The sequence below is a fragment of the Streptomyces sp. NPDC058308 genome, from assembly GCF_042880275.1.
Classification (GTDB): Bacteria; Actinomycetota; Actinomycetes; order Streptomycetales; family Streptomycetaceae; genus Streptomyces.
This window is the reverse complement of sequence record NZ_JBHVZA010000014.1, coordinates 118,569-141,386: the sequence shown is the minus strand read 5'-3', so window position 1 is coordinate 141,386 and position 22,818 is coordinate 118,569. Positions and strand designations below refer to the sequence as shown.

At 69.8% G+C, this 22,818-nt stretch carries 19 protein-coding genes; 8 read left to right on the top strand and 11 right to left on the bottom strand.

Going from position 1 to position 22,818, the window contains the following annotated elements:
* Positions 1-5: 5 nt before the first annotated feature.
* Together ACFVYL_RS20555 and ACFVYL_RS20550 are read left to right on the top strand one after the other, a co-directional pair.
* Positions 6-2,126, top strand: a complete 2,121-nt coding sequence (locus ACFVYL_RS20555; protein WP_389718007.1) for a fructose-specific PTS transporter subunit EIIC — start codon at positions 6-8, stop codon at positions 2,124-2,126.
* Between the two features lie 164 nt (positions 2,127-2,290).
* Entirely contained in the window at positions 2,291-2,551 is a 261-nt protein-coding gene (locus ACFVYL_RS20550) for a hypothetical protein (protein WP_389718004.1), read from the top strand.
* 72 nt (positions 2,552-2,623) lie between these two features.
* On the opposite strand, the gene ACFVYL_RS20545 is transcribed toward ACFVYL_RS20550, so the two are convergent.
* The 4 genes from ACFVYL_RS20545 to ACFVYL_RS20530 all read right to left on the bottom strand — a co-directional run bounded on the left by ACFVYL_RS20545 (position 2,624) and on the right by ACFVYL_RS20530 (position 7,398).
* Positions 2,624-3,406, bottom strand: a complete 783-nt coding sequence (locus tag ACFVYL_RS20545) for a DUF6227 family protein (protein WP_389718002.1) — start codon at positions 3,404-3,406, stop codon at positions 2,624-2,626.
* Between the two features lie 151 nt (positions 3,407-3,557).
* The gene (locus ACFVYL_RS20540; protein WP_389718000.1) at positions 3,558-4,883 is read right to left on the bottom strand and encodes an Ig-like domain-containing protein; all 1,326 of its coding nucleotides are present in this window, start codon (positions 4,881-4,883) and stop codon (positions 3,558-3,560) included.
* A 135-nt stretch (positions 4,884-5,018) separates the two neighbouring features.
* On the bottom strand, positions 5,019-6,035 hold the full coding sequence (locus ACFVYL_RS20535; protein WP_389718196.1) for a P1 family peptidase: 1,017 nt from the start codon (positions 6,033-6,035) through the stop codon (positions 5,019-5,021).
* 124 nt (positions 6,036-6,159) lie between these two features.
* Positions 6,160-7,398, bottom strand: coding sequence for a low temperature requirement protein A (locus ACFVYL_RS20530; protein ID WP_389717996.1), 1,239 nt, complete (start codon positions 7,396-7,398; stop codon positions 6,160-6,162).
* Between the two features lie 192 nt (positions 7,399-7,590).
* Between ACFVYL_RS20530 and ACFVYL_RS20525 the strand changes: the two genes are divergently transcribed.
* The 5 genes from ACFVYL_RS20525 (at position 7,591) to ACFVYL_RS20505 (ending at position 13,311) form a co-directional block, all read left to right on the top strand.
* Positions 7,591-7,878 carry a nitrite reductase (NAD(P)H) small subunit gene (locus ACFVYL_RS20525; protein WP_389717993.1) on the top strand — a complete coding sequence of 96 codons (288 nt, stop codon included), beginning with the start codon at positions 7,591-7,593 and terminating at the stop codon, positions 7,876-7,878.
* A gap of 225 nt (positions 7,879-8,103) precedes the next feature.
* The gene (locus ACFVYL_RS20520) at positions 8,104-9,537 is read left to right on the top strand and encodes a NarK family nitrate/nitrite MFS transporter (RefSeq protein ID WP_389717990.1); all 1,434 of its coding nucleotides are present in this window, start codon (positions 8,104-8,106) and stop codon (positions 9,535-9,537) included.
* 296 nt (positions 9,538-9,833) lie between these two features.
* Positions 9,834-12,104, top strand: a complete 2,271-nt coding sequence (gene pflB, locus ACFVYL_RS20515; RefSeq protein WP_389717988.1) for a formate C-acetyltransferase — start codon at positions 9,834-9,836, stop codon at positions 12,102-12,104.
* Between the two features lie 114 nt (positions 12,105-12,218).
* Complete coding sequence (gene pflA, locus ACFVYL_RS20510; RefSeq protein ID WP_389717985.1) at positions 12,219-13,040, top strand: pyruvate formate-lyase-activating protein; 822 nt, start codon at positions 12,219-12,221, stop codon at positions 13,038-13,040.
* A gap of 49 nt (positions 13,041-13,089) precedes the next feature.
* On the top strand, positions 13,090-13,311 hold the full coding sequence (locus ACFVYL_RS20505) for a hypothetical protein (protein WP_389717984.1): 222 nt from the start codon (positions 13,090-13,092) through the stop codon (positions 13,309-13,311).
* Positions 13,312-13,318: 7 nt separating this feature from the next.
* Here ACFVYL_RS20505 and mscL read toward each other — a convergent pair whose 3' ends face one another.
* The 6 genes from mscL to ACFVYL_RS20475 form a co-directional block, all read right to left on the bottom strand.
* Positions 13,319-13,798, bottom strand: coding sequence for a large conductance mechanosensitive channel protein MscL (gene mscL / locus ACFVYL_RS20500; RefSeq protein WP_389717981.1), 480 nt, complete (start codon positions 13,796-13,798; stop codon positions 13,319-13,321).
* Positions 13,799-13,933: 135 nt separating this feature from the next.
* Complete coding sequence (locus tag ACFVYL_RS20495) at positions 13,934-14,470, bottom strand: hypothetical protein (RefSeq protein WP_389717979.1); 537 nt, start codon at positions 14,468-14,470, stop codon at positions 13,934-13,936.
* 139 nt (positions 14,471-14,609) lie between these two features.
* Positions 14,610-15,464, bottom strand: coding sequence for an S-methyl-5'-thioadenosine phosphorylase (locus tag ACFVYL_RS20490; RefSeq protein ID WP_389717976.1), 855 nt, complete (start codon positions 15,462-15,464; stop codon positions 14,610-14,612).
* A gap of 85 nt (positions 15,465-15,549) precedes the next feature.
* Complete coding sequence (locus ACFVYL_RS20485; protein ID WP_389717973.1) at positions 15,550-15,891, bottom strand: FmdB family zinc ribbon protein; 342 nt, start codon at positions 15,889-15,891, stop codon at positions 15,550-15,552.
* A gap of 67 nt (positions 15,892-15,958) precedes the next feature.
* On the bottom strand, positions 15,959-17,230 hold the full coding sequence (locus ACFVYL_RS20480; protein ID WP_389717971.1) for an MFS transporter: 1,272 nt from the start codon (positions 17,228-17,230) through the stop codon (positions 15,959-15,961).
* 225 nt (positions 17,231-17,455) lie between these two features.
* Positions 17,456-18,961: a potassium/proton antiporter gene (locus ACFVYL_RS20475; RefSeq protein WP_389718193.1), complete on the bottom strand. Its 1,506-nt coding sequence runs from the start codon at positions 18,959-18,961 to the stop codon at positions 17,456-17,458.
* A gap of 256 nt (positions 18,962-19,217) precedes the next feature.
* Between ACFVYL_RS20475 and ACFVYL_RS20470 the strand changes: the two genes are divergently transcribed.
* Complete coding sequence (locus ACFVYL_RS20470) at positions 19,218-22,076, top strand: penicillin acylase family protein (RefSeq protein ID WP_389717968.1); 2,859 nt, start codon at positions 19,218-19,220, stop codon at positions 22,074-22,076.
* An 81-nt stretch (positions 22,077-22,157) separates the two neighbouring features.
* Here ACFVYL_RS20470 and ACFVYL_RS20465 read toward each other — a convergent pair whose 3' ends face one another.
* Positions 22,158-22,733, bottom strand: coding sequence for a 5-formyltetrahydrofolate cyclo-ligase (locus ACFVYL_RS20465; protein WP_389718191.1), 576 nt, complete (start codon positions 22,731-22,733; stop codon positions 22,158-22,160).
* Positions 22,734-22,818 lie beyond the last annotated feature (85 nt).

The following is a 22,818-nucleotide window of genomic DNA, read 5'->3' as shown; positions in this document are numbered from 1 at the left end:
CCGCGATGAGCGAGATGATCACCGCGGACCTGGTCGACCTCGAACTCGACCGGTCCGCGGCTACGAAGGAAACGGCAGCGAAGGAAACGGCAGCGACCGCAGAGACCGAAGAGGGCGCAGCGACCGAAGAGGGTGCAGCGACCAACGAGGCCGGAGCGGCCAACGAGGCCGGAGCGGTCAAGGAAGCCGCGGTCCGCTCCCTCGCGGAGCGCATGGTGGCTCTCGGGCGCGTGACGGACCTGGACGGGTTCCTCGCCGACGTGGCCGCGCGCGAGGCGCAGATGCCGACGGGCCTGGACGGCGGCATCGGCATCCCGCACTGCCGCAGCGCGCACGTCACCGAGCCGACCCTCGCCTTCGGCCGCTCGGCGCGGGGCATCGACTTCGGCGCGCCGGACGGGCCCGCCGACCTGATCTTCCTGATCGCCGCCCCGGCGGGCGCGGACGACGCCCACCTGACGATCCTCTCGTCGCTGGCACGGCAGTTGATGGACGGGGAGTTCACGGGCGCGCTGCGCTCCGCCTCGACGGCGGCGGAGGCGGCGGCCCTGATCAGGGGCGAGGAACGACCGGCCGAAGCCCCCGTCGCCGAGCAGGAAGCCGAGGACTGCGGTCCCGGCGCGGCCGAGCCGTTCCGCATCGTCGCCGTCACCTCCTGCCCCACGGGCATCGCCCACACCTACATGGCGGCCGAGTCCCTGGAGAACGCGGCCCGCGACGCAGGCGTCGAACTGACCGTGGAGACGCAGGGGTCGGCGGGTTTCACGCGCCTCGACCCGGCGGTCATCGCCGCCGCGGATGCCGTGATCTTCGCCCATGACGTCCCCGTACGGGACAAGCCCCGCTTCGCGGGCAGGCCCACCGTCGACGTAGGGGTGAAGGCCGGGATCAACCGGCCCACCGAACTCATCGCCGAGGCGAGGGAGAAGGCGGCCCGCGGCGAGACCACCGCCCCCGCGGGCCCCACGCCGGTGGAAGGCGCCGGGGACGAGGGCGACGGCTACGGCACCAAGCTCCGCAAGTGGTTGATGTCCGGCGTCAGTTACATGGTCCCGTTCGTCGCGGCGGGGGGCCTGCTCATCGCCCTCGGCTTCGCCATCGGCGGCTGGAAGATCGACAAGGCGCCGTCCGTCGCCGAGCACTTCATCTGGACGGACCACACCAGCTGGGCCGCGCTGCTCTTCCAGATCGGCGGCCTCGCCTTCGCCTTCCTGGTCCCGGTCCTCGCGGGCTACATCGCGTACGGCATGGCCGACCGGCCCGGACTTGTCCCCGGCTTCGTCGGCGGTTCGGTCGCCGTCACCATCAACGCGGGCTTCCTCGGCGGTCTCGCCGCGGGTCTCCTCGCGGGCGCCGTCGTCATGGGGATCCAACGGGTCCGCATCCCGGCCGTGCTGCGCGGGATCATGCCGGTGGTGGTGATCCCGCTGATCTCCTCGGCGGTGGTCGGCTTCCTGATGTTCCTCGTCGTCGGCAAGCCCATCGCCTCCCTGCAGAGCGCGCTGACCGACTGGCTGGAGGGCCTCTCCGGAGCCAACGCGATCATCCTCGGCGTGATCCTCGGCCTCATGATGTGCTTCGACCTCGGCGGCCCGCTCAACAAGGTGGCCTACGCCTTCGCGATCGGCGGCCTGACCCATCCGACCGACGGAAGCCTCAAGGTGATGGCCGCGACGATGGCGGCCGGCATGGTCCCGCCGCTCGCCATGGCGCTCGCCACGACGGTCCGTGGACGCCTCTTCACCAGGACCGAGCGGGAGAACGGCAAGGCGGCCTGGTTCCTCGGCGCCTCCTTCATCACGGAGGGCGCGATCCCGTTCGCGGCCGCCGACCCGCTGCGCGTCATCCCCGCCTCCATGGCGGGCGGCGCGGTCACCGGCGCCCTGTCGATGGCCTTCGGCTGCACCCTGCGCGCTCCGCACGGCGGCGTCTTCGTGGTCCCGTTGATCGGGCAGCCGCTGCTCTATCCCCTCGCGATCGCGGCCGGTGTCGGCGTCTCGACGCTCGTGGTCGTCCTGCTCAAGAGCGCGAGGAAGACGCCGACTCCGGGCGCGGACGAGGCAGTGGCCGCAGACGCTCCGGTGGCGGAAGTGGCCGAAAACAAGCGGGCGTCGGCGGCAGTCTGAGTGCCTGCCCGTAGGGGCGTGCGCGAAGGTGGGGAAGGGGATTAAAGGGTTCGGGAAGCGGATAAAAGGGTGCAGGGCCCGGAGTGTGCGAGTTGCGTCACTTCGGGACCTAAGTCCTGATCTCCCCTGTCGAAAGACCCCGTCCCTGTTGTCTACTGGGCCGCATGTTCCAGGATGTATCGATCGTTCAGCAGATAGGCGTGGCCGCGCTGGCCGTGGCGACCGCCGTCTGGGCCGTCGGCCTGGTGCGGGTGATGCGCAGGGACCGCTTCGACACGGAGGGGCTGCACCAGGCGCAGGCGCAGACGCTCCGCGCGCTTCCGGCCCAGCAGGGCCCTCCGCGGGCGGAGACCGTGGAGCTCACGGCGGACGAGCGGGACGCCTTCGCCGGTCTCGTACGGCAGTTCGGCGACGGCCGCCCCTGACGCGCGGCCTCGCGGCCTCACCGGCCCCCTACTCGCGCCCCCCCCACCGTCCCCCTTGGGGGGCTCGCACGCTCAGCCCTGTGCCCGGCTGTCCCGGCTCCGCATCCACTCCTGGGCCCGGCGCTCCATCGCGGCGCGGGCCGCCTCCTCGGTGTCGTACACCTCGCACATGTGGCGCCCGTCGGGCGTGAGCGTGTGCTCGACCTCCCACAGACTGGTCTCGCCGCCGTCGAAGAGCAGGAACGCGTGCTCGTAGAGCGAGAAGCACATGCGGATCTCGCCGGAAAGGCAGGGGCGGCCGAAGGCCTGGGTGATCTGGTGCGCGAACGCCGCACGCAGCAGGCGCTCCACTCTCCTGCCGGGGCGGTCGCCGTCCGGGTTCTCCGCGCGGCGCAGCAGCCGGCGCGCGTGGTCCGCGGAGTCGTCGGGTGCGTACGCATGCCGGGGCTCGGTGTCGACCGGGAGCTGGAGCATGACGGGCCGGCCGCACGCGGGTGTGTCGGGCGGCAGCGGCAGCCGTGAGGTGGCGACGCCCGCCTCCTCCTCGTCGGCGTAGATCTCGTGCGTCGGGGCGCTGCCCGGCGCGGTGTTGTGGACGAGCTCCCAGAGCGTGAGCACGGTGGCGTCCGCGAGCAGCCAGGTGTGCCTGTACGTCTCGCGGTGCAGGCCCGAGCTGTGGTGGGCGGAGTGCAGGGAACTGTCGTGGGCGAGGGCGGAGTCGAGGCGGGCCATCACCTCGTCCGGCAGATCGAAGGAGTTCAGGGCGCGGCCGAGGAGTCGCTCGAGATGCTCCTCCGGGGAGTGCGGCTCGGGCGACTCGGGTGGCTCGTACGCGGTGTCGTACGGAACGCTCAAGGTTCTTCTCCCGGCGTTGCTACATGTCACCTGGTGAGTGCATACCGTAGCCCCTGGGTCCGACATCATGTCCGGGAACCGGAAAACGCGCGAGCCACGGGGGAAGTTCCCGCGTGGCTCGCTCGGTTGGGGGTGCCTCAGGGGCGCGGCGTCAGCTCGCGCTGCCCGCCGTCCACTCGCTCCAGGACATGTTCCAGCCGTTGAGGCCGTTGTCCGGGGCGACGGTCTTGTCGGGGGAGCCCTTGACCGTCACGACGTCTCCGATCAGGGAGTTGTTGAAGAACCAGGCTCCCTGGGTGTTCGGGTCGCCGGCGCCCCGGGCGTCCTGCAGGCCGACGCAGCCGTGGCTGGTGTTGGCGCTGCCGAAGATCGAGGGCGAGCCCCAGTAGTTGCCGTGGATGAAGGTGCCCGACGAGGACAGGCGCATGGCGTGCGGCACGTCCTTGATGTCGTACTCTCCGCCGAAGCCGACCGTGTCGCCGTTCATCCGGGTCTGAGTGAACTTCTCCGAAATGACCATCTTGCCGTTGTACGTCGGGTTCGACGGGCTGCCCGCGGAGATCGGGACGGACTTGATCACCTTGCCGTCGCGCTCGACCGTCATCTTCTTGGCGCCGACGTCGACCGTGGAGACCTGGGCGCGGCCGACGGTGAAGGTGACGGTCTTGTTCTGGACGCCGGTGGCGCCGTTCGCGCCCTTCACGCCGTCCAGGTTGATCTTCATCGTGACCTTGGAGCCGGCCTTCCAGTAGTCCTCGGGCCGGAAGTCCAGGCGCTGGTTGCCGAACCAGTGGCCGACGACCTTCTGGCCGCTGCTGGACGTGACCGTGATGTGCGACTGGACGTCCTTCTTCTCCGTGATCGCCTTGTCGAAGTTGAAGGAGACCGGCATGCCGACGCCGACCGTGGCCCCGCCGTCCGGCGTGTAGGTGCCGATGAAGCTGTTGGCGGAGGAGACCGTCGAGAACGTCGCGTTCTCGGTCGCCGCGTTGCCCTTGGCGTCCTTGGCGTTGGCGGTCACCTTGTACTTCGTGCCGCGCTCCAGCTGGGACTTGGGCTTCCAGCTCGTGCCGTCACCGGAAATCGTGCCCTCGACCGCCGTGCCGGACGTCACCGACGTCATCTTCACGCTGGTCAGCTTGCCGCCCTTGACCTTCACGCCGGTGGCGTTGATCGAGGCGTCGGTGGCGCCGTCCTTGGACGAGATGGTGATGTCCGCGCCCTTGGCGGCCGAGTCGCCCTGCTTGTCGCCCTTGGCGTCCGCGTCACCCCCGCAGGCCGACAGGGTCAGCGCGCCCACGGCGGCGAGCGCGGTGGCGGCCAGCAGGGCACGGCGCCGGGGGTTGACTATGACCGACCTTGTCACGGGCTGCTCCAAGTACGTGTTCTGATCCAGTACGTGTTCTGATCCAGTACGAGTGAAGAGCGCGCCTGTGCGTCCGGAGGTTCCCGGCGAACGGTGTGAGTGTGGGCACATCCGAGTCCAACGGGTGGGCCATGGTGGCGATTTGGCCTTATTGATGCCTTTTCGCTGGTTTCTTCGTCGGCTTCTTCCCTGGCTCCTTCTTAGGCTTCTTCATTGGTTCCTCCGTTGGTTTCTCCGTTGGTTCCTTCATTGGTTTCCGTAGAGGTCGGGGTACGCGGGGAAGGAGCCGCCCGGCGTCTTCACCGAGTCCGCCGCCAGCATCGCCCGTACGATCGCGGCGGTCACGACGTCCGCGCCCGCGGCGAGGATCTCGTTGAGGGCGAGCGGACTGTCGGCGGCCAGGGCGTGTTCGCCGGTGGAGAGGGCGAAGACCGTGTCGCCGTCGTTGAGGAGATGGACCGGCCGCACCGCACGCGCCATGCCGTCGTGCGACGTGCCGGCCAGCTTCTGCGCCTGGGCCTTGGTGAGCGCGGCGTCGGTGGCGACCACGGCGAGGGTGGTGTTCAGGGGCGGCGGGCCGTTCTCGGCGGCGGCCTCGGCGAGGCGCCGCTTCGCCTCCTCGTGGGTCCCGGGCGCGGGGTAGTCCACCCGCCGCCCCTCGAAGTACCGCCCGTACAGCACGCCCGTCGCCGGATCGACCGCCGAGCCCGCGGCGTTCGCCACGACCAGCGCGGCGACCGTGATCCCCGAGCCGAGGCGGACGCTCGCGCTGCCCACACCGCCCTTGAAGCCGCCGACCACCGCGCCGGTGCCCGCGCCGACGCCGCCCTCCTCGACGGGGGTGAACGGCGCGGTGCGCGCGGCGGCCTCGGCGGCCTCCCGGCCGGCCGCCGCGTCCGGCCTGGCCCGGAAGTCACCGCCACGGCCCAGATCGAAGACGCAGGCGGCCGGGACGACGGGGACGACGTGGAAGGGGTCGGGGCCGATCCGCACGCCCCGGCCCCGCTCCTCCAGCCAGGCCACCACGCCCGACGCGGAGTCGAGGCCGTACGCACTGCCGCCGGTGAGGACGACGGCCTCGACGCGCTGCACCAGATTGCGCGGGTCGAGGGCGTCCGTCTCACGGGTGCCGGGGCCGCCACCGCGCACGTCCACGGCGGCGACGGCACCGCCCTCGGGCGCGAGGACCACGGTGGTGCCGGTGAGTCGGCCGTCTCCGGTCCGCGTGGCATGCCCGACGCGAAGACCGGCGACATCGGTCAGGGAACCGGTAGAGCCGGTAGAGCCAGCAGAGGCATCAGAGCCAGCAGAAGCATCAGAGGTGTCAGAGGTGTCATGGACGTCATGGGTGTCAGAGGTCATGGGGCAGGCGTACCACGGGGCGCGGTCACGTGCGGCGGGCCATCCGGGCGGTGAGCGTCACCCCCGTCGCGACCGTCGCAGCCGTCACGATTCCCGCCACGAGCACGGCCCAGCGCCCCGCGAACGTACTCGCCAGCACCGCCAACGCGCTCACCGGCAATACCAGTTGCTGCGCCGCCCCCACCTTGTAGTAACGGGAGTGCAGAGCCCACACGGTGAACAGATAGAGCGCCGTCGGCACGGTCACTGCGGCGGACGCGGCCGGCGTCGAGAGGTGGGCCTTGCCGACGGCCTGCTCCACCGCCACCTCGATCCCGGCGCCGATCGCGGCGGCCGAGCCGAGGATCACGTACTGCCCGTAACCCCACAGGAAGGCCTGGCGGTTGCCGCGGAGACGGCCGTGGATGGGCACGACGAAGTAGATCCACCAGGCGGCGAAGACGATGAGGAGGCCGCCCGCGGCGATGGGCAGCAGCTCGTCGAGCGCGTCGTTCTCCTCGATGCCCGACTTCACGGCGACGGTCGCCGCCGCGATGGTCTCGCCGAGCACGATGATGGTGAACAGGCCGTACCGTTCGGAGATGTGATGCGGGTGCCAGGGCGTCGTGTACGCGCGCTCCGCGATCACCGGCACGCACATCTCCGCCACCGCCATCACGAGGAACAGCCAGGGCCGGGCGTGCTCCGGCAGGAACAGCAGCCCGGACCATCCGATCTGACAGACCACCACACCCGCCGCATACCGCAGGGCGGTGCCGCGCTCGGCGCCGGTCGCGGCCTTGGCGACGCGCAGCCACTGGGTGGAGAGCGCGATCCGCATGATCAGGTAGCCGAGCCAGACCAAAAGGAAGTCGTGCTCCTCGAAGGCCTTGGTCACCCCGGCGGCGAAGACGAGGACTCCGGCGATCTGGATCAGCGTGACCACGCGGTACAGCACGTCGTCGTTGTCGTACGCCGACGAGAACCAGGAGAAGTTGACCCACGCCCAGAACAGCGCGAAGAAGATCATCGCGTAATTGAGGATGCCCTCGCCCGTGTGCGCCTCTGCGACGGCGTGCACCAGCTCGGCCCCGGCCTGCGCCACCGCCACGACGAAACACAGGTCGAAGAAGAGCTCCAGCGGGGTCGCGGCGCGGTGCTCCTCGTCGCGCCCGCGGGCACGGAGGGGGCGCAGCGGCTTGGCGGCGGACGAGGGGACAGTCCCTCCGGAGGCAGGCGAGGGCGAAGAGCCTCCGGGGGCGGGGGAGGCGGGAGTGGATGTCATCCCCTCAGAACAGCAGAAATCGGCCCCCGGATCAGGCCGCGGCGCCGAAGGGCACGGCTGCGACACCCGGGCGACGCACAGTGCCGGGGCGCGGGTCCGCGGGTTGGCCGGGCGGGCCTGTGGCCGGCCTCGGACCTCCTCGCCGCCGACCTGTCCCCCGCCGAGCTCTTCGGCCTCGTCGACCGCTTTCTCATGTACTACCTGCTGACCGGCGAACGGCTCGAGCGCACCGTTCCGTGGTTCGAGCGCGTCGGCGGCCTCGACCACCTCACCTCGGTCCTGATCGACGACTCGCTGGGCATCTGCGCCGAACTGGAGGCCCAGATGGACTCCGGGGCCGACGTGATCGCCCACGGCATCCTCGGCACGCGTGACGGCCGCCCCGTCGTGGCCTCGCCGATGCACAAGCAGGAGTTCGACCTGCGGACCGGCCGGTGTCGGGACGACCCGTCGGTCACGCTGCCGGTGCACGAGGCCTGAGCACGCCGAGGCATGCCGCCCGAGGTCTGAGCACGCCGGGGCATGCCGCCCGAGGTCTGAGCACGCCGAGCCATGGCGCCCGAGGTCTGAAGTCCCGTCACTTTCCCGCTCTTTGGCCTGGTCGGCAGGTGCCCTACGCCTCTGCTTCCGGAGCGCCGCGCGCGTGATCGTGGATACGTCAGGCCCCGTAGCAAGGTCGGGACCCTGAGGGAACTGGGAATCAATATGAGATCGCCTGCCGCCCAAGAGACGCGGACCGCGCCCACGGGCACCTCGTACGACCCCGCGCAGTACCGCCCCGGCAAGACCATCACCGACTGGGAGCCGGAGAACGAACTCTTCTGGAAGTCCGCGGGCAGGAAGGTCGCCGCGCGCAACCTGTGGATCGCGGTCCCTGCCCTCCTGGTCGCCTTCGTCGTCTGGCAGGTGTGGTCGGTCACCGCGACCAACCTCAAGGACGTCGGCTTCGGCTTCACCACTTCGCAGCTGTTCTGGCTGACGGCGGTGCCGGGCCTGACGGGCGGCACGGCCCGGATCCTCTACACCTTCCTCGGCCCGATGATCGGCCAGCGCCGCTTCACCGCGCTCTCCACGGTTGTCCTGGTGGTCCCGCTGATCTGGCTCGGCATCGCCGTCCAGAACCCCGACACCTCGTACGGCGTGATGATCGCCATCGCGGCCCTCTGCGGCATCGGCGGCGCCAACTTCGCCTCGTCGCTGGCCAACATCGGCTTCTTCTTCCCCAAGAAGGACAAGGGCAACGCCACCGGCATCAACGGCGGTCTCGGCAACCTCGGCGTCTCCGTCGTCCAGCTCCTCACCCCGATCGTCATCACCAGCTCGGTCATCGCGGTCGGCTCGGCCCAGCACAAGGCCGACGGGTCGGCGATCTGGCTGCAGAACGCGGCGTTCCTGTGGGTGCCGGTCCTGGTGATCCTGGCGGCCGTCGCGTGGTTCGGCCAGAACGACCTCAAGGTCGCCTCGACCCCCTTCAGCCAGCAGAAGATCATCTTCAAGCGCAAGCACAACTGGCTGATGACCTGGCTCTACGTCGGTACGTTCGGCTCCTTCATCGGCTTCGCCGCGGCCCTGCCGATGCTCATCAAGACCACCTTCACCCCGATCGACGCGGCCTACTCCGCGGCCACGTACGCCTGGATGGGTCCGGCCGTGGGCGCGCTCGCCCGCTGGGCCGGCGGCTGGATCGCGGACAAGATCGGCGGTGCGAAGGTCACCATCATCTCGTTCGTCGGCATGGCGCTCTCGATCATCGGCGTCATCAACTTCCTGCCCTCCGGCGGTGACCACGGCAACTTCTGGGGCTTCTTCGCCTGCTTCCTCTGCGCGTTCTTCTTCTCGGGCATCGGCAACGGCTCCACGTTCCGCCAGATCCCGGTGATCTTCCGCAACCAGCACCTGAAGGGCCTGACCGAGGGCACGCCCGAGTACGCGAAGGCGCTGAAGCAGTCGGAGATGGAAGCGGGCGCGGTGACCGGCTTCACCTCCGCGATCGCGGCGTACGGCTTCTTCTTCATCCCGGCGATGTTCGCCAACTTCGCGGTCACCAGCGCCATGTGGGGCTTCGTGGCCTTCTACGTCAGCTGCATCGCGGTGGCCTGGTGGTTCTACGCCCGCAAGGGCGCGGAGTCGCCCAGCTGACGCCAGGACGGCGTGAGCGATCCGGTCCGGATGGGCCGAGTGTGGGAGCACTCGGCCCATCCTCTTTTTGCGGCCGGTTACCACGGGATTCCCCGGAAATTCTTGTGAATGCGTTCACAAGTGAACTTGGGTCCAAAGTCCCACAGGAAATGCCTGGTCAGGTGGGGTGCCCGATGTTTCTCTCGCACAGGAAAGGGACCTTGGGTCCCTGATCGAGGACCATTGCTGCCCCTTTGATCGATCAAAGAGGAGTGGAATGGAGGCATAGCGAAGAAGCGAGACGGAAGGTGCGGGTCATGACTGCCACTCCTGCGGAAACGACAGTGAACGGCGAGGCCTGGGAGGGCTTCAAGGGCGGTCTGTGGCGGGACGCCATCGACGTCCGTGACTTCGTGCAGCAGAACTACACCCCGTACGAAGGCGACGCCTCCTTCCTGGCCGGCGCAACCGAACGCACCACCCAGGTATGGCAGAAGCTCCTCTCGATGTTCCCCACGGAGATCGAGCGCGGCATCCACGACGTGGACGTGCGGACCCCTTCCCGGATCGACGCCTTCAAGCCGGGCTACGTCGACGGCACCGCCGCCGACCACAAGGACCTGATCGTCGGCCTGCAGACGGACGCCCCGCTCAAGCGCGCCATCATGCCCAACGGCGGCTGGCGGATGGTCGAAAGCGCCCTCAACGCCTACGGCTACGAGGCCGACCCCGACGTCAGGGACGTCTACACGCACCTGCGCAAGACCCACAACGAAGGCGTCTTCGACGCCTACACGCCCGAGATCCGCGCCTGCCGCTCCTCCGGCATCATCACCGGCCTGCCGGACGCCTACGGCCGCGGCCGGATCATCGGCGACTACCGCCGCGTCGCCCTCTACGGCGTCGACCGCCTGATCGCCGCGAAGGAGGCCGACAAGGCCGCCCTCGGCGAGAAGTGGGCGACCGAGGACGTCATCCGCGGACGCGAGGAGATCGCCGAGCAGATCAAGGCCCTCAAGGAACTGAAGGCCATGGCGATGTCGTACGGCTACGACATCGCCCAGCCGGCCGCCACCGGCCGCGAGGCCGTCCAGTGGCTGTACTTCGCCTACCTCGCCGCCGTGAAGGAGCAGAACGGCGCGGCCATGTCGATCGGCCGCATCGACAACTTCCTCGACATCTACCTGCAGCGCGACATCGAGGCGGGCCGCATCACCGAGGCCGAGGCCCAGGAGTTCATCGACGACTTCGTCATCAAGCTCCGCATCGTCCGCTTCCTGCGCACCCCCGAGTACAACGAGGGCTTCTCCGGAGACCCGACCTGGGTCACCTGGTCGATGGCCGGCATCGGCGAGGACGGCCGCCCGCTGGTCTCGCGGACCACCTTCCGCGCCCTGCAGACCCTCTACAACCTCGGCCCGGCCCCCGAGCCGAACCTCACGGTCTTCTGGTCGCAGCGACTGCCGCGGGGCTTCAAGGAGTTCGCCGCACAGGTCGCCATCGACACCTCGGCCATCCAGTTCGAGTCCGACGAGCTGATGCGCCCCAAGTACGGCGACGACACCGCGATCGCCTGCTGCGTCTCGGCCATGGCCGTCGGCAAGCAGATGCAGTTCTTCGGCGCCCGCGTGAACGTCGCCAAGGCGCTGCTCTACGCGATCAACGGCGGCCGCGACGAGAAGTCCGGCAAGACCATCGTGGCGGGCTTCACACCCATCGAGGGCGAATACCTCGACTACGCGACCGTCGTGCGCAGGTACGACGCGATGCTCGACTGGCTCGCCAAGACGTACGTGCACGCGCTCAACGTCATCCACTACATGCACGACAAGTACGCCTACGAGCGCATCGAGATGGCGCTGCACGACCAGGAGATCCTGCGCACCATGGCGTGCGGCATCGCAGGTCTCTCGGTCGCCGCCGACTCGCTCTCGGCGATCAAGCACGCCAAGGTCAAGGTGGTCCGCGACGAGACGGGTCTCGCCGTCGACTACGAGATCGAGGGCGACTACCCCGCCTACGGCAACAACGACGACCGTGCCGACGACATCGCCCGCCGCATCGTGCACGACTTCATGGCGAAGGTCCGCAAGCACCCCACCTACCGCGACGCGGTGCACACCCAGTCGGTGCTGACCATCACCTCGAACGTCGTCTACGGAAAGAAGACCGGCAACACCCCCGACGGCCGCCGCGCGGGCGAGCCGTTCGCCCCCGGGGCCAACCCGATGAACGGCCGCGACGAGCACGGCTACATCGCCTCCGCGATGTCGGTCGCCAAGCTCGACTACGACGACGCCGAGGACGGCATCTCGCTGACCAACACCATCACCCCGGACGCGCTCGGCCGCACCCCCGAGGAGCGGGTCGCGAACCTCGCCGGTGTCCTGGACGGCTTCATGGCCAGCGACGGCTTCCACATGAACGTCAACGTCCTCAACAAGGCGACGCTGCAGGACGCCATGGAGCACCCGGAGAACTACCCGCAGCTGACCATCCGGGTCTCCGGATACGCGGTCAACTTCATCCGGCTCACCCGCGACCAGCAGCTCGACGTCATCAACCGCACCTTCCACGGCTCCCTCTGAGCCACCGGCTCCCTCCGGGGAGCCGCCCCTGAACCGCGGCCCCGGGGCCGGGCCCTCACCCCGGCCCCGGGCGCCGCGCACACCACGCACTGCCAGTAGTTCGGGAGTTCCGCCATGGCTGTTCTGCTCGGTACCGACATCCCCGTACGCCCCCGCGGGGCCGGCGAGGACGCGGCCACCCCCGCGGCGGCCGCGACCCACCGCCCCGTCACCGGCTCCGTGCACTCCTGGGACTTGTCCACCGGCGTGGACGGGCCGGGGTCGCGCTTCGTCGCGTTCCTCGCCGGATGCCCGCTGACCTGCCTGTACTGCCACAACCCCGACACCTGGCGGATGCGCGACGGCAAGCGGACCACGGCCGACGAGGTGATCGCCGAGGCCGCCAAGTACACCAAGTTCATCTCCGCGGCCGGGGGCGGAGCCACCCTCAGCGGCGGCGAACCCCTCCTGCAGCCCGTCTTCACCGGCGAACTCCTGCACCGCCTCAAGCACGAACTGGGGCTGCACACCGCCCTCGACACGTCCGGCTTCCTCGGGGCACGCGCCACCGACGCCCTGCTCCGCGACGCCGACCTGGTCCTGCTCGACATCAAGTCCTGGGACCCCGAGACCTACCGGAAGGTCACCGGGCGCCCCCTGCGGCCCACCCTCGACTTCGCCCACCGGCTGGCCGGCCTCGGCAAGAACGTCTGGGTCCGCTTCGTCCTCGTCCCCGGACTGACCGACGATCCCGCGAACATCGAGGGCGTCGCCCGCTTCGCCGCCTCGCTCGGCAACGTCTCCCGGGTCGACGTGCTGCCCTTCCACAAGCTGGGCGAGGCGAAGTGGGACGCGCTCGGCAAGGACTTCGCGCTGCGCGCCACCCCCTCGCCCACCCCGGCGCAGGTGGCCGGGGCGAAGGAGATCTTCGCAGCTCAGGGCCTCAAGGCCAGCTGACGGTAGCTGCTCGCGGCGGCCGCCCGCGCCCCCGGCGTACCCTGGAGACATGAGCACCGCCCCCGCCCCCGAACCGCGAGATCCGGACAGGCCGAAGACCCCGCAGGACCCGAAGAAGCGGTCGGGGAACGCGCTGACCTTCGACGACCCGCTGTCGCAGCAGTCTTCGGACGACACGGACCGAGGGTGGGGCGAGCGGGCTGAGCCCGGCCACGGCAGCGCCGCCGACCTGGCACGCTTCCTCGACGAGAAGCCGCCCCACCACCTCTGAGCCCGCGCTACTCCTCGCGGTGCCCCGAGCCGCGCTGCGCCACCAGGGCGTCGCGGATCTCCTTGAGCACCTCCAGCTCGGTGATCTCCATGACCTCCTTCGTGCCCTCCTTCTCCGCCCGCCTGGCGGCCACCCGCGCCAGATACTTGGCCATGGGGAGCACCATCAGGAAGTACACGACGGCCGCCGTGATCAGGAAGCTCAGGACCGCACTGAGCACGGAACCCCACATGATCGGGATTCCCTTGGCGACCTCGCCCGCGTCGTTCATCTCGCAGGGCGACTTCAGGCACGAGTGGTAGTGGTCGAGGTCCTTCGTCCCGAAGGCGCCGACGAGCGGGTTGATGACGCCCTTGACCACGGAGTTCACGATGTTCGTGAACGCGGCTCCGATGACCACCGCGACCGCCAGGTCGACGACATTGCCGCGCATCAGGAAGGCCTTGAAGCCGTCCCAGAGACCCGGTTCCTTCTTCTCGCTCACCACGAGGCCTTTCGTTGCATGTGCGGGTTGCTGGCCAAACAACTTCGCAACCTACGTCAGACCATGGCGGACCTGTCCAATTGCCACCCACCATCGAGCTACTTGACAGGCTGTCAGTGCGATCGTGAACGTTCCGGCTCATCGCAGGGTCACCGCCAGGCGCATGCTCGCAGCGGCCCCGGCGAGCCGTGCCGCCGTGTCCCTCGGGACGGAGAAGACCACCAGCGCACCGCTCTCGGCGGGGCCGTCCCCCGGCTCGGGCACCTCGGCGACCCGCGCCCCCGCCGCCACCACGCGCGGCTGCGCACCGCCCCCGGACGATCCGTCGGCGGCGATCACGTCCACCCGGTCGCCGGGGCGCAGCAGACGCACCGTGTCCGCGTCGGCGATCCGCACCGGCGCCGTCACTCTCGCCCGCTCCGCTGAGACCGGGAGGGGCCGTCCCTCCCGCGCGGGCTCCGCGGCGGCCGCCTCCTGCGCCGGAGGCGGTGCGGGAGCCCGCGGTGCCGTGGCCACGAGGGCGGCGGCGGTCATCGCGAGGCCCACGGCCAGGGCCCGCCGCCGGTGCCGCAGCAGCCGGCGCAGCCGCGGATGACCGCCGCGCACCCGCACGGGCGGGAAGTGGGGGACCGGACAGCTGTCCGCCGGTCGGGTCTGAGGAGGGACATGGGTCACGACAACCACCGCCTGCGATGCGAGGAGCTCGGCTTCCGCTCTCACGATGCGGGCTCGCGCCGATTCCCGCTGAGGCCCGTGGACTACTCGCCGGTTGTGGACAACTCCCTCACCCGAAGGGGAACTTCCGCCCTCTCGATCACGGCAGCCGGATCCCCGGATCCACTCCGCCGAGCGCTCCCGCACACAGGCAGTCCCGCCGGTCGTCGTTCGTCGGCAGCCCCGCCACCGCGTCGAACAGCACGCCCCGCAACCGGTCCACATTGGCGGCGAAGACCCGCAGGACGTCGTCGTGGGACACGCCCTCGCCGGTCTCCGCGCCCGCGTCCAGGTCCGTGACCAGCGCCAACGACGTGTAGCAGAGCTCCAGTTCGCGGGCGAGCGCCGCCTCGGGGTGGCCGGTCATGCCCACCACCGACCAGCCCTGCGCCGCGTACCAGCGAGACTCCGCCCTCGTCGAGAAGCGCGGCCCCTCGATCACAGCCAGCGTCCCGCCGTCCACCGGCTCCCAGTCGCGTCCGCGGGCCGCCTCCAGCGCCGCCGCGCGGCCTGCGGGGCAGTAGGGGTCGGCGAGCGACACGTGCACGACGTTCGGGACGCTGCCGTCGGGCAGTGGCGCCCCGTCGAAGTACGTCTGCGCACGGGTCCGCGTGCGGTCCACGAACTGGTCGGGCACCAGCAGCGTCCCGGGCCCGTACTCGGACCGCAGGCCGCCGACCGCGCACGGGCCGAGGACCTGCGCCACGCCCACCGAGCGCAGCGCCCAGAGGTTGGCGCGGTAGTTGATGCGGTGCGGCGGCAGATGGTGACCGCGGCCGTGCCGGGGGAGGAAGGCGACCCGTCGGCCCGCGATCTCACCCAGGAAGAGGGAGTCGCTGGGAGCTCCGTAAGGAGTGTCGACCTGCGTCTCGGTCACGTCGTCGAGGAAGGAGTAGAAGCCGGAGCCGCCGATCACGCCGATCTCGGCCCGCGCGGCGTTCGCCGTGTTCACCATGGCCCGCACGGTAGCCGGGGCGGGGAACGCCGACGACCCCGCCGTCCGGGGACGGCGGGGTCACACAGAAAGCGTGCGCAGGGTCCTACGCGGCCGAACTCGACGACGTGGACGTCGAGGAGGAGGCGGGGGACTTGGCATCCGAGGACGAGGACGACGAAGCGGCCTTCGAGTCCGAGGGGCCCGACGAGGCCGAGTCGGACGTCGAGGACTTCGACGACGCGGTCGCCGGTGTGCTGCTCGACGACGAGCCGCGGCTGTCGTTGCGGTAGAAGCCGGAGCCCTTGAAGACGATGCCGACCGCCGAGAACACCTTCTTGAGGCGTCCGTCGCAGTTCGGGCATACGGTCAGGGCGTCATCGGTGAACTTCTGCACCGCCTCGAGGCCCTCGCCGCACTCGGTGCACTGGTACTGGTACGTCGGCACTTGCTTCCTCCTGGCACTCTCACTCGATGAGTGCTAACGACGGTCCATAGTGACGTATTCCGCGAGATCAGTCCACTGTCACCGGCACGCGGTGACCCACGCCACGCGCGACGGTGCGGCCCGAGGCCTTGGGCACGAGCCGCGAACGGAGTGCCACGAGGACCACGAGAGCCATGGCCGTACCGCCCAGCGGGACCAGGAATCCGGCCCCGTCCCAGAAGTGGTCCTCCAGCTGTCCGGCCACCGTGACGGCCGCCGCCTGCCCGAGGGCGACCGCGCCGGTCAGCCAGGTGAAGGCCTCCGTGCGGCCGGTCGGCGCGACCAGCTTGTCGACCAGGGTGTAGCCGGTGATCAGCGCGGGCGCGATGCAGACGCCGACCAGCAGGCCGAGCCCGGCGAGCAGCAGCACGGAGTGCGCGGCCCACAGGCCGGAGGCCATCAGGGTCAGGGCCGCGTAGCCGACGAGGAGGCGGCGCTGCGGGGAGATCTTCCAGGCGATGGCGCCGCAGGCGATGCCGGAGAGCATGTTGCCCGCGGCGAACGTCCCGTACAGGACACCGTTCAGGCCGGGTTCGCCGATCGACTCGGTGAAGGCGGCCAGCGAGACCTGCATGCCGCCGAAGACGGCGCCGATGCCGAGGAACGTCACGATGAGGACCCGCACTCCGGGGACGCGCAGTGCGGAGACGTGCTCCACGCGCGCGTGCCCGTCGTGGTGCGAGGACGGCTTCGGCTGGGTGCCCTTCTGCGCGGCGAAGAGCAGACCGCCCACCAGGGTGAGTCCGGCCTCGGTGAGGAGACCGGCGGAGGGGTCGACGGTGGTGCACAGCGCGGTCGCGAAGAGCGGGCCGAGGACGAACGTCAGCTCGTCGGTGACCGACTCGAAGGCGGCCGCGGTGGTGGCCAGGGGCGAGTCCTGGAGCTTGACGCCCCAGCGGGCCCGCACCATGGGGCCGACCTGAGGCGTGGAGGCACCCGCGGGCACGGCGGCCACGAAGAGCGCCCACAGGGGGGCGTCGGAGAGCGCGAGGACCGTCAGGGTGATGACGGAGGCGGAGTGCACGAGGATGCCGGGCACCAGCACGGCGCGCTGCCCGAACCGGTCGGCGAGCTTGCCGCTGAAGGGGGCGAAGAGCGCCATGGAGACGCCCGTGACGGCCGAGACGGCGCCGGCGGCACCGTAAGAGCCGGTGGTGTGCTGCACGAGCAGCACGATGGAGATGGTCAGCATCGCGAACGGCTGTCGTGCCGCGAAGCCGGGCAGCAGGAACGTCCAGGCGCGCGGGGTACGCAGCAGCTGTCCGTAGCCGGGGCGGGATTCGGTGACCGTGGATGCCACGGCCCGTGCCTTTCTGCCGCCTGGTAGCGCGCCCGTGCGGGGGCGCCGAGAGCTGTCCTCTTGCGCGGAACTGCGGTAGATGCCGGGCCCACTGCGAGGGCTTCACGGCCGCCATACGGTCGCGCCAGCTCTGCTTCAGGCAGAGTTGGTTCGATCAGGTGCCTTCATCGTACAGGGAGAGATCTCATTCGGCCCTGTGATTGGGGCCGATGAGACCCCCGCCACCTACGATTGGTGTTTTTCTCCGTCGGTTCCCAGCCAACTGGCCAGCTTGCCGCCCCGGCCGACCGCGCGCAGCCGCTTCTCCGCGGCGTCCCGCACCGGGTCGGTCGCCACCACGAGGAGCTCGTCGCCGCGCTGCAGCACCGTCGTCGGCAGCGGGACGAACGATTCTCCGTCGCGCACGACCAGTGTGACGGCCGAGCCCGGGGGCAGCCGCAGCTCGCCGACCTCGACGCCGTGCATGAGGGAGCCCTCGGGGATGGCCACCGACAGCAGATGCCCTTGCAGCCGCTCCAGGGGCGCGGACTCGACGCCCAGGTCGGCGGCCTCGGAGGAGTCGCCGAGCCGCAGCTTCCTGGCCAGCCAGGGCAGCGTGGGGCCCTGGATGAGGGTGTAGACGACGACGAGCACGAAGACGATGTTGAAGATCCGCTGGCTGTCCTCGACGCCGCTCACCATCGGGATCGTCGCCAGGATGATGGGCACGGCGCCGCGGAGCCCGGCCCAGGAGAGCAGCGCCTTCTCCTGCCAGGGCAGGCGGAACGGCAGCAGGCTGAGGACGACCTCAAGGGGGCGTGCCACCACGGTCAGGACCAGGCCGATGAGGATCGCGGGCCAGGTGTCGTCGAGCAGATCGTGCGGGGTGACCAGGAGGCCGAGCAGGACGAACATGCCGATCTGGGCGAGCCAGCCGAGCCCTTCGGCGAAGCCGCGGGTGGCGGGCCAGTGCGGCAGCCTGGCGTTGCCGAGCACCATCGCGGCGAGGTAGACGGCGAGGAATCCGCTGCCGTGCGCCATGGCGCCTGCGGCATACGCGGCGACCGCGATCGCCATGACGGCGATGGGGTAGAGGCCGGAGGCGGGCAGGGCCACGTGCCGCAGGCCGTAGGCGCCGAGCCAGCCGACCGCGAGGCCGATCGCGGCGCCGATCGCCAGCTCCAGGGCGATCTCGCCGATCAGTACGTACCAGTCGTCCACCGGTCCCGCCGTGGAGAACGCCACGACGAGGATCACCACAGGGGCGTCGTTGAACCCCGACTCCGCCTCCAGGATGCCCGTGACACGCGAGGGGAGCGGCACCTTCCGCAGTACCGAGAAGACCGCGGCCGCGTCCGTGGACGAGACCACCGCGCCGATGATCAGCGCTTGGCGCCACTCGAGCCCGACCAGGTAGTGGGCTCCGGCGGCCGTGACGCCGACGCTCACGGCGACACCCGCGGTCGAGAGCACGGCTGCCGCGGGCAGGGCCGGCCTGATCTCTTTCCACTTCGTCCCGAGGCCGCCCTCGGCGAGGATCACGACCAGGGCGGCGTAGCCGATGACCTGCGTCAGTTCGGCGTTGTCGAAGTGGACGTCGCCCACTCCGTCCTGGCCCATGGCGACGCCGATGCCCAGGTAAAGGAGCAGGCTGGGGAGCCCGCTGCGCGACGAGATGCGGACCGCCGCCACCGCGACGAGCAGAACGAGCGAGCAGACGAGCAGGAGCTGGTTGAGGTGGTGGACAGTCAGGGGCCGTTCCTTCCGTGGAGCTGAGCACTACGTAGCGGAGCCGGGCACTACGTAGGAGTACTTCGTTACCTTACCTAATTGTTAACGCTTTCTTGATGTCATCGAATGACTATTCGATCTCATGGCGGCCGGGTTCCTGACTCCGCGTCCGGAGCTGCAACGCCCTGCGCCTATGGTTGCTCCAGCGCTCCCAGAGCCGCCCCAAGTCGACAGCACAGCCCGCCCTGCCGCTCGCGTAAGGACAGCAAGGACAGCGATGCCCTCCAACACCACCGCCTCTTCCGGTCATAAGTCCGGCAAGAAGAAGAAGGGGCGCCGAGCCCGACTCGTCGTGATCGTCCTGGTCCTGGCCATCGTCGGAGGCATCGGCTTCGGCGCGTACTGGAGCGTGAGCACCGTGCGCGCCTCCTTCCCGCAGACCAAGGGATCGATCAAGCTCGACGGCCTGGCCGGCAACGTCGACGTGAAGCGCGACGGAAACGGAATCCCGCAGATCTACGCCGAGTCCGATGCCGACCTCTTCATGGCACAGGGCTACGTCCAGGCGCAGGACCGCTTCTGGGAGATGGACGTACGTCGTCACATGACCTCCGGGCGGCTCTCCGAGATGTTCGGCAAGAGCCAGGTCAAGACCGATGAGTTCCTGCGCACGCTCGGCTGGCACCGGGTGGCGAAGAAGGAGTACGACTCCAAGCTCTCGCCGGAGACGAAGAAGTACCTCCAGGCGTACGCCAAGGGAGTCAACGCCTACCTCGACGGCAAGGACGGCAAGGACATCTCCGTCGAGTACGCGGCGCTCGGCTTCAAGAACGACTACAAGCCTCAGGAGTGGAGCCCCGTCGACTCCGTGGCCTGGCTCAAGGCCATGGCCTGGGACCTGCGCGGCAACATGCAGGACGAGATCGACCGCTCCCTGATGACGAGCCGCCTCGGTCCGTCGCAGATCAAGGACCTGTACCCGGAGTACCCGTACAAGCGGAACAAGCCCATCGTCCGGGAGGGCGCCTACAGCAGCGCCACCGAGGAGTACGACCCGAAGGGCACCAGCAGCGGCACGGGTGCCCAGACGGGGGCTGGTGGGACCGCTGGTACCGGGACGGGAACAGGAACTGGCACCGGGACTGGCGCTGGGACCGGCACCGGCACCGGCACCGGGACTGGGACCGGCACCGGCGGTACCGCGGGTACGGGTATCGCGGGCGGCACCCAGTCGACCGAGGGCATGACCTCGCAGCTCTCGGGTCTCTCCGGCGCCCTGGACGAGGTCCCCTCTATCCTCGGCCCGAACGGCAACGGCATCGGCTCGAACTCGTGGGTCGTCTCCGGAGAGCACACCATCACCGGCAAGCCGCTCCTCGCCAACGACCCGCACCTGGCGCCGCAGCTGCCCTCCGTCTGGTACCAGATGGGCCTGCACTGCCGGTCGGTCTCCGAAAAGTGCCAGTACGACGTCTCCGGTTACACCTTCTCCGGCATGCCGGGCGTGGTCATCGGCCACAACAAGGACATCGCCTGGGGCATGACGAACCTCGGCGCCGACGTGACGGACCTCTACCTGGAGAAGTTCACCGGGGACGGTTACCTGTCCGGCGACAAGGTCGTGCCGTTCACCTCGCGCGAGGAGACCATCAAGGTCGCGGGCGGCAACTCGAAGAAGATCACGGTCCGGGAGACCGACAACGGCCCGCTCATCTCCGACCGCGACGACGAACTCGTCAAGGTCGGCAAGAAGGCCCACGTCGACACCGCGGCCCCCGACCGGGGCGACGGCTACGGAGTGGCGCTGCGCTGGACCGCGCTGAGCCCCGGCAAGTCCATGGACGCCGTCTTCGACCTCAACCGGGCCAAGAACTTCAAGCAGTTCCGCAAGGCGGCGGGCTCCTTCGAGGTGCCTTCCCAGAACCTGATCTACGCCGACACCAAGGGCAACATCGGCTACCAGGCGCCGGGCAAGATCCCCACCCGCGGCAAGGGCGACGGCTCGCTCCCGGCGCCGGGCTGGGACCCCGACTACCGCTGGACGGGGTACATCCCGCAGGACGCGCTGCCGTACGAGTACAACCCCAAGCGCGGCTACATCGTCACCGCCAACCAGGCCGTGGTCGACCAGGCCAAGTACCCGTACAAGCTCACCTCGGACTGGGGCTACGGAGCGCGCAGCCAGCGGATCGACGACCTCATCCAGTCGAAGATCAAGAACGGTGGCAAGATCTCCACCGAGGACATGCGCCTCATGCAGATGGACAACAGCAGCGAGATCGCCAAGCTGCTCGTGCCCAAGCTGCTGAAGATCGACATCAAGGACAAGTACGTCCGCGAGGCGCAGAAGCTCCTCGAGGGCTGGGACTACACCCAGGACGCCGACTCGGCGGCCGCCGCGTACTTCAACTCCGTCTGGCGCAACATCCTCAAGCTGGCCTTCGGCAACAAGCTCCCCAAGGAGCTGCGGGTGAAGGGACAGTGCCTGAACGTCGAGCCGGCCGACAACACCGGCCCGGCCGACGAGGGCACGAAGGTGCGCGAGTGCGGTGAGCGCGAAGCCGACCTGGCCCAGCCGGACGGCGGCGACCGCTACTACGAAGTGGTCCGCAAGATCATCGACGACGAGACCAACGCCTGGTGGAAGGCGCCGGCGACCCGCACCGACAAGGAGACCAAGAACCGCGACCAGCTGTTCAAGCGGGCCCTTGAGGACGCGCGCTGGGACCTGACGGCCAAGCTCGGCAAGGACGTCGACACGTGGAGCTGGGGCCGTCTGCACCGCCTCACGCTGAAGAACCAGACGCTCGGCACCGACGGACCCGGCTGGGTGCAGTTCGTGCTCAACCGCGGCCCGTGGAACCTCGGCGGCGGCGAGGCCGCGGTCAACGCGACCGGCTGGAACGCGGCGGGCGGCTACGGAGTGGTCTGGGTGCCGTCGATGCGGATGGTGGTGAACCTCAAGGACCTGGACAAGTCCAAGTGGATCAACCTCACCGGCGCTTCGGGACACGCCTACAACGACCACTACACCGACCAGACGGACAAGTGGGCCAAGGGCGAGCTCCTTCCGTGGTCCTACACGGACAAGGCGGTCGAGGACAGCACGAGCGACAAGCTGGTGCTGCGCCCCTGACGGCCGCTCACGGCACGCACTGAAAGGGCCCGCCACGCGCGCGTGGAGGGCCCTTTCGGGGTCCCGGAGAGCCCCGAGGGGTCAGCGGAAGCGGCGCACGCCGGAGGGTGTCACGACGGCGTGCACCGGCTGGTCGTGTGCCTCTTCGGGGAGGTACGGCACCACTTCGGAGTCGTACAGGAGCACCACGAGGACGGGGTGGGCGCCCGCGCGCTCCAGGCGGGCCAGGACCCGGTCGTACGAGCCGCCGCCGCGCCCGAGCCGCATGCCGCGCGCGTCGACGGCGAGCCCCGGCAGCAGCACGGCGTCCGCCGCGAGGACGGCGTCGGGCCCAAGAGGCGTCCCCGAGGGCTCCAACAGCTCGATCTTCCCCTGGTGTTGCACGCGGACGAGCGAGCCCGCCCCGTCGTACGCGCTCCAGTCGAGGTCGTTGTCCGCGAGCAGCACCGGCAGCAGGACGCGGATCCCGCGCGCGTGCAGGGCGTCGAGCAGGGCGCGCGTGCCGGGCTCGCTCCCCACGGAGACGTACGCCGCGACGGTGCGCGCTTCGGCGAGTTCCGGCAGTTCCAGTGCGCGGTCGGCGAGAACCGCGGCCGCCTTCTGCGCGTCATCCTCAGTCAACGCGCTTCTCACCGCGAGGAAGCCTCGTCGCAACATGCGCTTGGTTGGCTGGCCACCGGCCTCGGCACCGCTGTCGGCATCGCTGCTGGCGCCGCTGCCGGTACCGCCGTCGGTGCCGCTG